At 71.4% G+C, this 12,316-nt stretch carries 10 protein-coding genes; 6 read left to right on the forward strand and 4 right to left on the reverse strand.

Features of this window, described 5'->3' with window-relative positions; all coding sequences use genetic code 11:
• Window positions 1–3 precede the first annotated feature (3 nt).
• The 3 genes from AB0I28_RS00710 to AB0I28_RS00720 are packed head-to-tail and all read left to right on the forward strand — an operon-like array spanning window position 4 to window position 5,067.
• Complete coding sequence (locus AB0I28_RS00710) at window positions 4–915, forward strand: carbohydrate ABC transporter permease (protein ID WP_357488559.1); 912 nt, start codon at window positions 4–6, stop codon at window positions 913–915.
• 25 nt (window positions 916–940) lie between these two features.
• Window positions 941–2,176, forward strand: a complete 1,236-nt coding sequence (locus AB0I28_RS00715) for an ROK family protein (protein WP_357488560.1) — start codon at window positions 941–943, stop codon at window positions 2,174–2,176.
• 26 nt (window positions 2,177–2,202) lie between these two features.
• Window positions 2,203–5,067: a glycoside hydrolase family 2 TIM barrel-domain containing protein gene (locus AB0I28_RS00720; protein WP_357488561.1), complete on the forward strand. Its 2,865-nt coding sequence runs from the start codon at window positions 2,203–2,205 to the stop codon at window positions 5,065–5,067.
• A gap of 41 nt (window positions 5,068–5,108) precedes the next feature.
• On the opposite strand, the gene AB0I28_RS00725 is transcribed toward AB0I28_RS00720, so the two are convergent.
• Window positions 5,109–5,639: a hypothetical protein gene (locus AB0I28_RS00725; RefSeq protein ID WP_357488562.1), complete on the reverse strand. Its 531-nt coding sequence runs from the start codon at window positions 5,637–5,639 to the stop codon at window positions 5,109–5,111.
• A 274-nt stretch (window positions 5,640–5,913) separates the two neighbouring features.
• Here AB0I28_RS00725 and AB0I28_RS00730 point away from each other — a divergent pair, with 274 nt between their 5' ends.
• A complete protein-coding gene (locus AB0I28_RS00730; RefSeq protein ID WP_357488563.1) occupies window positions 5,914–7,161 on the forward strand; it encodes an ROK family transcriptional regulator in 1,248 nt (415 codons plus the stop codon).
• Between the two features lie 26 nt (window positions 7,162–7,187).
• Here the strand turns inward: AB0I28_RS00730 and AB0I28_RS00735 are convergent, their stop codons facing one another.
• On the reverse strand, window positions 7,188–8,630 hold the full coding sequence (locus tag AB0I28_RS00735) for an RICIN domain-containing protein (RefSeq protein WP_357488564.1): 1,443 nt from the start codon (window positions 8,628–8,630) through the stop codon (window positions 7,188–7,190).
• 285 nt (window positions 8,631–8,915) lie between these two features.
• Window positions 8,916–9,539: a hypothetical protein gene (locus tag AB0I28_RS00740; protein WP_357488565.1), complete on the reverse strand. Its 624-nt coding sequence runs from the start codon at window positions 9,537–9,539 to the stop codon at window positions 8,916–8,918.
• Between the two features lie 170 nt (window positions 9,540–9,709).
• On the opposite strand from AB0I28_RS00740, the gene AB0I28_RS00745 reads away from it, so the two are divergent.
• Window positions 9,710–10,498, forward strand: coding sequence for an FHA domain-containing protein (locus AB0I28_RS00745; protein WP_357488566.1), 789 nt, complete (start codon window positions 9,710–9,712; stop codon window positions 10,496–10,498).
• Here the strand turns inward: AB0I28_RS00745 and AB0I28_RS00750 are convergent.
• Entirely contained in the window at window positions 10,495–10,827 is a 333-nt protein-coding gene (locus tag AB0I28_RS00750; protein WP_357488567.1) for a hypothetical protein, read from the reverse strand. The two genes, AB0I28_RS00745 and AB0I28_RS00750, sit on opposite strands and share 4 nt — an antisense overlap.
• Window positions 10,828–11,034: 207 nt before the next feature.
• Between AB0I28_RS00750 and AB0I28_RS00755 the strand changes: the two genes are divergently transcribed.
• Window positions 11,035–12,312 (forward strand): sugar ABC transporter substrate-binding protein, encoded by a 1,278-nt coding sequence (locus tag AB0I28_RS00755; protein WP_357488568.1) that lies wholly within the window; start codon window positions 11,035–11,037, stop codon window positions 12,310–12,312.
• Window positions 12,313–12,316 lie beyond the last annotated feature (4 nt).

Consider the following 12,316-nt stretch of genomic DNA (forward strand, 5'->3'; position numbering starts at 1 on the left):
GCCATGGCAGGTGCAGTGATGCCGACCGGCGCCAGGCGGCCGCGTCGGCGGCCGGCCGAGAGCGGGCCGGTGGGCCACCGGCACGGAGTGCGCGCACGGGTCGTCACCGTCGCCGTATACGGCGTCCTCGGCGTTTCGGCGATCCTCTTCCTGATCCCCTACTACCTGCTGATCCGCAACGGCCTGTCGACCGACGCCGAGATCACCTCGCCGGAGTGGACCTTCTTCCCGACCGACCTGCGCTGGGAGAACGTCACCGAGTTGTTCGCCGACACCGAGACGCACTTCGCCTCCAGTCTGCTCAACTCGGTGCTGGTCGCCGTCCTCCAGACGACCGGGGTGCTGCTCATCTGCTCGCTGGCCGGCTACGGGCTGGCGAGGATCCCCTACCGGCACGCCAACAAGATCTTCTACGCCGTCGTGGTCAGTCTGATGATCCCCGGCGCGGTCACCTTCGTGCCGAGCTTCCTCATGGTGTCGACCATGGGCTGGGTCTCCGACCTGCGCGGCCTGATCATCCCCGGCCTGTTCAGCGGCTTCACGACCTTCCTGTTCCGGCAGTACTTCCTGGACTTCCCCCGGGAACTGGAGGAGGCCGCGCGCGTCGACGGGCTGGGCTACTGGGGCGCTTACTGGCGGATCGTGTTCCCGAACTCGCTGAACTTCTTCGCCGCGATCGCCGCGATCACCTTCCTGCACGGCTGGAACGCCTTCCTGTGGCCCCTGGTGATCGGGCAGAGCAACGAGTCGTGGACCGTGCAGGTGGCGCTGTCGAGCCTGCTGACCGCGCAGACCATCCGCATCCACGAGCTGTTCATCGGCGCGGCGATCTCGATCCTGCCGCTGGTCCTGGTCTTCCTGTTCCTGCAGCGCTACCTCGTGCAGGGCGTCACCCAGAGCGGGATCAAGGGCTGAGGCCGACGGCGGACAGGGAGGACACATGGCGCGCACGACCACGATGGACATCCGCAGCTCCAGCCGCTTCGAGGTGCTGCGGGCGGTCTACGCCGGCCGGGCCGCGACTCGCCAGGCCGTCGCCGCGGCCGGCCAGGTCAGTTTCGCCACCGTCTCCAACGTCGTCGCCGAACTGCTCGCCGCGGGCGTCCTGGTCGAGGAGTCCTACGACTCGGCGACCGGCGGGCGCCCGCGGGCCCGCCTCGCCGTCAACGCCCGACGCGGCCTGCTCGCCGGCGTCGACCTGTCCGAGACGCACGTCGACGTCGAGGTCTTCGACCTGGCACTGCGGCCGGTCGGGCACCGTCGAAGACCGCTCGACCTCGGCACGGCGGGGACCGGGGAGCTGGTCGCCGAGATCGCCCGCGCGCTGGACGGTCTCGGCGACCGGCCGCCGCTCGGTGTCGGCGTCAGCCTGGCCGCACACGTGAGCACCGGCAGGGGAACGGCGCTGTTCGAGGGCGTCGGTCCCGTGGCCGTCGCCGACCTGCGCGACGGCCTCGTCGAGGCCCTGGAGGTGCCGGTCCTCACCGACAACCCCCTTAAGGCCGCGGCGATCGCCGAACTGTGGTTCGGTGGCGGCGACGGCTCCCACACTCTTGCGGCGGTCACCCTCGGCACCGGCGTGGGCGCGGGGATCACCGTCCGGGGCACGCTGATCCGCGGCGCCACCGACAGCGCCGGGGAGTGGGGCCACACGACCCTGATCCTCGACGGCGAGCGGTGCCGCTGCGGTGCGCGCGGTTGCGTCGAGGCCTACCTGGGCGCGCCGGCGATCCTCCGCGACTGGCTCGCCCGCGAAGGCCCACCGGAAACGTCGGCGCCGGAACTCACCGCCGGGATCGACGCCCTGGCGGCCGCCCGCGTGGCCGGCGAGCCCGCCGCGGTGCGGGCCGTCGCGCGTGCCGGACGCCACCTCGGAGCGGGACTGGCCAATCTCGTCAACATGATCAACCCCGATACGATCATGCTCGGCGGATGGGTGCTCGACCGGCTCGGCGCGTGGTTGCTCCCCGCCGCCGAAGCCGAGGCCGCCCGCCGCGCCCTGCGCCGGCCCTTCGAGGCCGTGCGCATCCGGCGCAGCTCGATCGGCGCGCGTCGCACCCGCCTCGGCATGGCGACCTTCGCCCTGGAGGCCTTCCTCAGCCAGGCCGGGCTGCCCAGCCGCCAGCGTCTGACGAACCCCGCCGATCACAGCGCCGTGACCCGGCCACGACCCTGACCTCATCGTCAAAGGAGCGACTCGCCTTGTCGTACCACCAGGAGATCTCCTCCGGCACCGGCGGTCTCCCGCCGCGTGCCCACCTCACCTCCGACGCACCGGTCCTCGACCTCTCGGGAACCTGGCGGTTCCGGCTGTCGGGGACCGCCGCCGCGCCCGAGGACTTCGCCGAACCCGCCTTCGACGACTCCGCCTGGGAAGCGCTGCCGGTGCCGTCCCACTGGCCGCTGCACGGGCACGGCGCCCCGATTTACACCAACACGCGCTTCCCGATCCCCGTCGACCCTCCCCACGTCCCCACCGACAACCCCACCGGTGACCATCGTCGCTCCTTCGACCTGCCGGCCGACTGGCCCGGCGGCCCGGCCGTGCTGCGCTTCGAGGGCATCGAGTCCTGCGGCCGGATCTGGCTCAACGGCACCGAACTCGGCATCACCTTCGGCAGCCGCCTGCCGGTCGAATTCCCCGTCGGCGAACTCCTCCGCGAGAGCGGCAACGTCCTCGCCGTGCGCGTCCACCAGTGGTCGGCGGCGACCTACGTCGAAGACCAGGACATGTGGTGGCTGCCGGGGATCTTCCGCGAGGTGACCCTGCGCTCGCGCCCCACCGGGGGACTCGACGACGTCCGGGTCCGCGCGGACTTCGACCACGCCACGGGTCTGGGCACGCTGCTCGTCGAGACGGACGTGCCGGCCACCGTCGACTGCCCCGAGCTCGGGCTGGCCGGCGCGCCGACCGGCGAACCGGTGACCGTTTCGGTCGAGCCGTGGACGGCGGAGACGCCGCGTCTCTACCAGGTCGCCGTGTCCACCGCGAGCGAGCGCGTCGAGCTCAAGGCCGGGTTCCGGACGGTCGCGATCACCGGCGGCGTCCTGACCGTCAACGGCCGCCGGATCCTGCTGCGCGGAGTGAACCGGCACGAGTTCGACCCCGACCGGGGCCGCGCGCTCACCGAGGAGACGATGCGCCTCGACCTCGACCTGATGAAGCGGCACAACGTCAACGCCGTCCGTACCAGCCACTACCCGCCGCACCCGCGCTTCCTGGAACTCTGCGACGAGTACGGGTTCTGGGTCGTCGACGAGTGCGACTTCGAGACGCACGGCTTCGAGGAGAACGGCTGGCGACGCAATCCCACCGACGACCCCGCCTGGCGCGAACCGCTCGTCGACCGTGCCCGGCGCATGGTCGCCCGCGACCGCAACCACCCGTCGGTGATCATGTGGAGCCTCGGCAACGAGTGCGGCGTCGGCGACAACATCGGTCACATGGCCGAGGCCGTCCGGGCCCTCGACGGGTCCCGGCCGCTGCACTACGAAGGCGACCGGACGAGCCGCCACACCGACGTCTACAGCCGCATGTACGCCGACCACGCCGAGGTCGAGCGGATCGGCCTGGGCACCGAGGACCGGCTGGACGATCCGGGGCTGGACGCCCGCCGGCGGGCGATGCCGTTCATCCTCTGCGAGTACGGGCACGCCATGGGCAACGGGCCCGGCGGCCTGTCGGAGTACCAGCGGCTCTTCGAGCGCTTCGAGCGCTGCCAGGGCGGCTTCATCTGGGAGTGGATCGATCACGGCATCCGCACCCGCACCGCCGACGGCCGCGAGTTCTTCGGCTACGGCGGTGACTTCGGCGAGGAGCTGCACGACGGGAACTTCGTCTGCGACGGGCTGCTGTTCCCCGACCGGACGCCCTCGCCGGGCCTGGTCGAGTACAAGAAGGTCATCGAGCCGGTCCGGATCACCGACGGTGGCGGGGGATCGGTGCTGGTCGCCAACGGCCACGACTTCGCCGACCTGTCCCACCTGGCCTTCGTCTGGACGCACGAGGTCGACGGCGAGGAGATCGCATCGGGGACCTTGACCTGTCCCACCGTCGCGGCGGGCGAGCGGGTCGGCTTGCCGATGCCCGTGGTGGCCGCCCCCGCCACGGGCGAGGCGTGGTGGACCGTTCGTGCGGTCCTAGCCAAGGACACCGAGTGGGCGCCCGCCGGCCACGAGGTCGCGTGGGGGCAGTGGCCGGCCCGCCCGGCCGTGCGCGCGTCCCCTGCCGTCGTGGCCACAGCAGTCGAGCCGGCCACCGGCGGGCACCGGCTCGGTACCGCCGCCTTCGGAGAGAACGGCGACCTCACCGCGTTCGCGGGCCTCGCTGTGGTGCCGCCCAGGCTCGACCTGTGGCGAGCGCCCACCGACAATGACGACGACGGGTGGGGCATCCGGCTGGCGAAACGCTGGCGGCACAACGGACTGCATCGCGTCGGCCACCGGCTCGTCGGCGTCGACGCCGAGTCCTCCGCCCTGGTCGTGCGCACCCGCGTCGCGCCTGCCGCCGTCGACTTCGGTCTGCTCACCACCTATCGGTGGAGCGCCGAGGGCGACCGGCTCCGTCTCGACGTGACGGTCGATCCCGACGGGGACTGGCCGGTTCCGCTGCCGCGTCTGGGAATCAGGCTCGGCCTGCCCGGCGCGCTCACCGCCGTCGAATGGTTCGGCGGCGGTCCCGGTGAGGCATACGCCGACAGCCGCGCCGCCGCCCGGGTCGCACGGCACACCGCCACGATCGACGAGCTCCAGACCCCGTACGTCTACCCGCAGGAGAACGGGGCGCGCATCGACGTGCGGCACCTCATCCTGCGCGACGGCGACGGGCGAGGGCTGCGCGTCGACGGTGATCCCGCGTTCATGTTCAGCGCCCGCCGCTGGACCTCCGAGGAACTGGCCGCGGCCCGCCACCCCACCGACCTGGTGCCCGGCGAGCACGTGTGGCTCAACCTCGACCACGCCCAGCAGGGTCTCGGCAGCAACTCCTGCGGCCCGGCCGTGCTGCCGCGGCACGTCCTCGAAGCCGGTCCGGCCGCGTTCGGTCTGGTCTTCTCACCGGTCGGCTGAGCGAGGCGGGTCCGGGGCGCGGCGCCGCGCCCCGGACCCGCTCATTCGCCGTGGTACCAGCCGGTCGGGTAGTGGGTCGACTGGACCCGCGCCCAGACTGAGGGGTCGCAGCGGCCCCGGCGCCTGTCGAGGCCGCCGTCGTCGACGGTGTAGACCTCGTTCAGGTAGAGGTAGCTGTTGCGGTCGCGCCTGCGGTCCCAGCCGCGGGTGTTGAGGATCTCCAGGTACCGGTTGTCGCCGGACTTGTCCTGGCCGGTGCTCTTGAGGACCTCGATCTGGTTCCAGTAGGTGCGGATCACCAGCGCCGGGCGCCATTTCCCGTCGCCGGGCATGTCGTGGTGGGGGACCCAGACCTGCCAGATGTCGCCCGGCGCCGGTCGTTTGCGCCAGGAGGAGTCCGGTGGCGCGTTCCCGAACGAGGCCGCCCAGCGCTGCCGTTCCCGGTCCCGCTCGGCCTGTTTGCGGGAGTTGAGGTTGACCAGCGTGACGATGACGCCGACGACCGCGATGACCAGCAGACAGCAGAAGCCGAGGAGGAATAAGCCGCCGGCGTCGGAGGTACCTGTGTCCATCGTCGGATTATGCCCTTGGCGTGCGAAGCCGTACCGAGCGCCGGTGCCGGCGAGTCCGACGAGCCGGCCGGCGCATCACGTCCACCTCACTGGGAGACGCCCGAGATCACCGCGCTGATCGCCGCGACCGCCGACCACGCCGTGGGCGAGTTCGACCGGTGGGAAGGTCGACGACTCGGCCGCCGACACCACCGCCCAGTGGAGCACCGGTCATATAACGGAACCGTTAGAACAACCGCTTTACTATCCTCGCGGCCGATCATAGGCTCCCTTGGTGAAACGAACCTCCCGCGACATCAGGCTCGCCAACACCTTCGAGATCCTCCAGCACATCGCCGCGTCCTCGCCGGTCTCCCGGCAGGTCCTGGCGGGCGAGACGGGTCTGAGCGTGGCCACCGTCTCCACGTTGGTCGGTGAGCTCGTCGCGCTCGGCGTCGTGCGGGAGGTCGGCTTCGAGGAGTCCGGCGGCGGGCGCCCGCGAGGACTGGTGGCCGTCGACTCCGGGGGCGGCGCCCTCGTGGGCGTCGACATCGCCGAGACCTATGTGCACGTCGAGGTCTACGACCTCGGCCTGCAGGTGCTGGCGACCGCAGAGGAGGAGCTTCGCGCTGACGAGAACACCCCCGCGCAGGTCATCGCGCACATCGTTTCCACGATCACCGGCGCCGCCGGGTCCGGCGGACCGCGACTGCTCGGCGTCGGCGTCAGTGTTCCCGGCCAGGTCGACCGCGAGGGCGGCGTCTCGGTCTTCGCCCCCAACTTCAACTGGCACGACATCCCGCTGCGCGAGGAGCTGGCCACCGCGCTGCGCGCCGAGGGCGTCGACCTGCCGATCTACCTCGACAACCCGCTCAAGGCCGCCACGGTCGCCGAACTGTGGTTCGGTGCGGGCCGCAAGCGCCGCGACGTGGCGGTCGTCAACCTCGGCACCGGCGTGGGCGCGGGTCTCGCCCTCGGCGGAGAGCTCCACAGGGGAGTGACCAACAGCGCCGGCGAATGGGGCCACACCACCCTCGTCCTCGACGGCAGGCTCTGCCGCTGCGGCGCCCATGGTTGCGTCGAGGCCTACATCGGAGCGCCCGGCATCATGCGGCAGCTGCGCGAGACGGGCCCGGACTCGCTCCTTCTGGCCGGCGACGACCAGACCGCGACCATCGAGGCGATCGCCGCCGCGCACGCCGACGGCGACCCGGTGGCGATCGCGGTCGTCGCCGAGACCGGCCGCTACCTCGCCGCCGCCCTCGCCGGGCTGGTCAACCTCATCAACCCCGAGGTCATCGTCCTCGGCGGCTGGGTCACCGACCGCATCGGCGAGGCGCTGCTCGCCGAGTGCCGCGCCGCGCTGCCCCGCTACGCGCTGCGCCTGCCGCTGGAGCACGTCGAGATCGCCGTCGGCAAGCTCGCGCTGAACACGGTGAGCCTCGGCGCGGCGACCTTCGCGCTGGAGGGCTTCCTCGGCGCGGTCGGCACGACCAGCGCGCCGGTCAAGGCCCGCACGGCCCGGCCGGCGCGCCGGGACTGAGCGGGCCACGCAGGCCGGGCGCCTGGTCACAGGGACGCGCGGGTGAACTGCTGGTTGGCCGAACCGTTGCACGGGTACTGCTTGAACTGCGCGTTCTCGGCCGTCGATGAGTTCGGCAGGTCGACGCACTTGCCGGAATGCCGCGCCACCAGTGAGATGTAGCCGCCCGAGGCGCGCAGCGTGAACTGCTGGTTGTGCCCGCTGCCGCAGGAGTACTGGAGCACCCCCGCGCCGTCGGCGGTGCTCGCCCCGTTCACGTCGAGGCATTTGGCGGAGTTGCGGGCGACGATCTGCACGTACCCGCCGCTGACGGTCTGGATCCGCCACTGCTGGTTGGTGCCGCCGTTGCAGCCGTACTGGACGACGGGCGCGCTGTCGGCCGAGGACTGGTTGGAGACGTCGAGGCACTTGCCCGAGTGCCGCGCCGTGAGCCGGTCGTGGCCCGAACCGGTCGCGGTGAGCGCGCCCGTCGCGGTGTCGACGGTGATCTCGCGGGCGTTGCCCAGGGTCATGCTCGTCGAGCCGGGGAAGCCGATCGGCAGCCACACGTAGCGGGAGTCGTTGACCGGGCCGCCCCAGGCACCGGCCCAGCGGTCGCCGAGGTAGAGGTAGGACGTCGTCTGGGAGCCCTGGACGGGGAGGACGTAGGTCGGCTGGGAGCCGTGGGTGAGCGGGTCGCCGACGTTCTGCCAGCCGCTCCAGGCGCCGGTGATGCTGGTGGCGGTGGCGTACTTCGCCTGGTTGGGCGACCAGCCGGTGGCGCCGGAGGTGAGCATGAAGTACACGCCGTTGCGCTTGAACAGGGCCGGCGCCTCGCGATGGTCGCCGTCCCAGGCCCGGACCAGCGCGGCGACGCCGGTGTAGTCGGCGGTGAGCCGGTAGACGTGCAGGTCGTAGTTCTCGTCGGCGGCCGAGACCATGTACCCGGCGCCGTCGGTGTCCACATAGGCCGTGATGTCGCGGGACATGTGGCCGAGGGGCCGGAAGCTGCCCCGGTAGGAGTAGGCGCCGTCCACCGTGGACGACACGGCGACCGCCGCGCGGGCCTCGCCGTAGTCGCGCCCGTTCTCCTTGTGCATCCACATCACGAACTGGCCGGTGCTCGCGTTGTAGATCACCTTGGGCCGCTCGATGTTGGCGACCTGGAGTTCGGCGTGACTGGCCTGCGTGAGGACGTGGCCGCGGAACTGCCAGGACCTCAGGTCGGTCGAGCGGTAGGCCGACACGTAGCGGAAGGTCCCGTCGGCGTTGCGGTTCTCGCCGAAGAGGTAGAAGTAGGAGCCGACCTTGAGGACTCCGCCGCCGTGGGCGTGGAGGAGCGCGCCGGAGGTGTCGGTGAACTGGGTGCCGACGGGAATGGTGACGGGCGCGGCGGCCGCGGGCGTCGAGGGGAGTAAGGAGGCGGCCAGCGCCGCCACGCATACCAGGGCCGTGCGCAGCGCCCTGGGGATCTTCGCTGCGGGTTTCATGCCGGTGAAGCTATCGTTTCCGGGCGGGGTTTGTAAACGCCTTCGTAAAACGATCAAAAAATGTCGGGGAGCGCCAGGTTTGGACCTTGACGCTGAGGTCGCGGTCGCAGGGCGGCGGGGACCGCTGCTTGGCCTACGCCTCGGCGAAGGCCGCGATCGACGTGAACGCCGGGCCACCCTAGCCGGTCGGACGCCTCGCGAAAAGGCTGCCGGCGCCGGAGTGACCATCCGCCACGCGCACGGGCACCCGGGTTCGCCGGGTGCCCGTGCGATCCCGCCCCGGGATCAGTGGCCGCCGAGTTCCGGCAGGGCCGCGAACGACGGCTCCACCACCGCGCTGCGCGCCGCGTGCGTCGCCCAGCGGCGTGCGCGCGACAGCGGGTGGTCGGGGAACTGGGCGTCCCAGCCCGGTTCGTCGCCGCGGTGGAAGGGCAGCTTCGTGCGCAGCTCGGGGTCGTAGGGGTGCGGCCGGGTCCAGTCGGCGGGGGTCCCCAGGCGCATGAACAGCATGGACTCGCGGACGCCGGTCGTGCCGCGCTCGGGGGCCTGGTAGATCAGCTGCGCGTAGGCCGGCGACTTGGTCAGCGTGAAGATCGCCAGGAAGACCTGCCCATGGGCGGCGTTCGGCATCGGCACCTTCACGAGCTGATACACCGCCCGGGCACCGCCGAACGGGACCAGGTCCGCCTCGATGAGGCAGCCGGCGTCGGCGAACATGCGCGCGAAGCCCTTGCGGAGGGCGGCGAGGCCGGACATCCACGACGCGTCGAAGGGCGGGCCGTCGTTGACCTGGAGGCTGACGGCGTCGCCGGAGGCGGAGTCGACCCAGGTCCGCCCGTTCTCGTGCGGCCGGAGGCCGCTGGTGTCGAAGACGATGGGCATCGCCGGGCGGTGCTGCTGGGCGGGCATGGGACCTCCAAAAAGGGGAGAGGGGATCAGGTGGAACTCCGCCCTCACGCGCATCCGCCTCCCCTCGACCGTGAACCGTGCCGTCAGGCTAGGAGCGCGCGAGGGGGAGGGGTCCCGGCCTGCTCTCGATAGCCTTGAGCTCGTCCGCGTCGAGGAAGAAGGGCGAGAACGTGGTGAAGGACTTCCTGCCGCAGGTGCTGTCGCCGTCCACCCGCAGGCTCGCCGACGGGGTCCCGTCGGCCCCGCCGGGCACGATCTTCGCGCTCGCCGACGCCGGCGGGTACGCCGTGCCGCTGCGGAAGTTCACGCTGCACTTCGGTCGCGGACGCGATGACGTACATGTGCCGATCGGTGTCAACGACCCCTCCGTGAGCCGTCTGCACGGGGTGCTCAGCTGCGACGGGAGCGAGTGGTGGATCCGCAACACGGGCCGGCTGCCGATCGAGATCCCGGGCGCGCCGATGCTGCTGTCGGGCCACGAGGCGCTGATCAGCCCGGGGTACACGCCGATGCTGATCGCCTCGCGGCGCAGGCCCTCGCACCTGCTGGAGATCCACGTGGTCGGCTCGGGACCCACCGATTCCAGCGAGGACCCGCACGTCGAGACCCGCCCGCCCGACGTGTACGACCTGAGCCTGGTCGAGCGCATGGTGGTGACCGCTCTGGCGCAGCGCTACCTCCGGCAGGAGCCGCATCCGCAGCCGGTGTCGTGGCGCCAGGTCGCCGACGACCTCAACCGGCTTCCCGACGGGCGGACGTGGACCCCGAAGTCGGCCGAGCACAAGGTCGGCGGAGTCCGCGAGCGGCTGGCCTCCGGCCGTGACCCGATCCCCGGGATCCTGCGCGAGGAGGTCGGCGAACCGGTCGGCAACGTCCTCAACCACAACCTGATCCAGGCGCTGCTGCGCACCGCGACGCTGATCCCGGAGGACCTGGCGCTGCTCGGCGACGAGATCTAGCCGCCCAAAGCGCTTCCGACGGGGCTCGCGCACGCCGCCAGCGAGATCACCGTGGCCACGGCGAAGCCCGCGGCGGCGAAGGGGAAGCGGCCGCGCAGTGCGATGCCCAGGCCTGAAGCGGAACCGCCGACGGCGACCACGGCGGCCGATACGGCGAGCACTTCGATCTCCCGGTGCATCCCGCCGGTCTGGAGGGCGTTGACGAACACCGCGACGTAGACCAGACCGAGAAGCAGCAGCGACCCCAGCCAGGCCGGAGTGAAGATCCGCAGCGTTCGCGCGGCGCGCTCGCGACGGTCGTCGACGGCGCCGTCGGGGGGCGGCTCCATGGCGGCTCCTCTCTCCGGGGCCGCAAGCATGCCAGGCGTCCGCCCGTGGCGCCGGCGGCCGGCCCGACTGAAGTCGCTTTCGTTGGGTCGATCAACCAACTAAAGACGCGAAAACCTTGACAGGTCGGCGACCGCGTCCCTAGCGTCAGAACGACCGTGCGCCTGAATCGTTTCATCCCGCCGGGACGACGACCGAGGAGACCGAACATGACCGCCCGACGAACCATCAGATCAACCGCGGCCGCCTTAGCCGCGCTCGCCTTGACCGTCACGGGCCTCGTCGCCTGCGGCGACGACTCCGGCGAGACCACGATCCGCTTCTCCTGGTGGGGCAACGCCGACCGGGCCGCGGTCACCCAGCAGGCGATCGACCTCTTCGAGAGCCGCAACCCCGGCATCACCGTCGAACCCGACTTCTCGGAGTTCGCCGACTACTGGCAGAAGATGTCCACCCAGGCCGCCGGCGGGGGTCTGCCCGACGTGCTCCAGATGGACTACTCCTACCTGCGGCAGTACGCCGACCGCGGCCTTCTGCTCGATCTGGGCACACAGTCGGCGCAGATCGCCACCGACGCCTTCCGTCCGGGCCTGCTCGACACGGGAGTCGTCGACGGCAAGCGCGCCGGGATTCCCATGAGCGCCAACACGCTGGGCATGTTCTACCGTCCCGACGTCTTCGAGCAGGCCGGTGTCGAGCCGCCGAAGGCGGGCTGGACCTGGGACGACTACCACCGGCTCATCGGCGAGGTCTCGCGCGCCGAGGTCGCCGAGGGCATGACCGGCGGCGGGGACTACACCTCGCAGTACCACTTCATGGAGCTCTGGCTGAGGCAGAGCGGCGGATCCTTCTACACACCCGACGGCGCGTTCGCCTTCGGTCCGGAAGTCTTGAAGCAGTGGTGGACGAGGACCGAGCAACTGCGCGCGGAGAAGCTGGTGGTCTCGCCCGAGACCGCCACCCAGATAGACCCGAAGGGCGCGATCTCCTCGAACGTCGCGGCCACCGAGATCTCCTGGGACAACTTCATGGCCCGCTACATCGGCGAGGGCCCCGACGGCGAGTACGCCCTGGCACCGGTGCCCAGCGACGATCCGGCGGTGTCGGGCCAGTACCTCAAGCCCTCGATGCTGCTGAGCGTCTTCTCCGGCACCGAGGAGGCCGAGGCCGCCGCGAAACTGGTGAACTTCCTGGTCAACGACGCCGAGGCGGCCAAGATCCTGGGCGTCGGGCGCGGCATCCCCGCCACGACGACGGCGTTGTCGGCCGTCACGCTCAGCGAGACCGACCAGAAGGTCGTCGAGTACGAGGAGTCGATCGCCGCGCTGATCTCCCCGCCGCCGCCCCCGCCACCGGCGGGCGCGGGCAGCGTCGAGCAGACCTTCCGCACGATCCACGAGGCGCTCTCCTTCGGGGAGATAACCGTCGACGAGGCCGTCGAGCGCTTCTTCGCCGAGGCGCAGCAGGCGCTCGACGCGGCGAAGTAGGCGC

Source organism: Phytomonospora sp. NPDC050363 (assembly GCF_040655735.1).
In the GTDB taxonomy this organism is placed as follows: Bacteria; Actinomycetota; Actinomycetes; order Mycobacteriales; family Micromonosporaceae; genus Phytomonospora.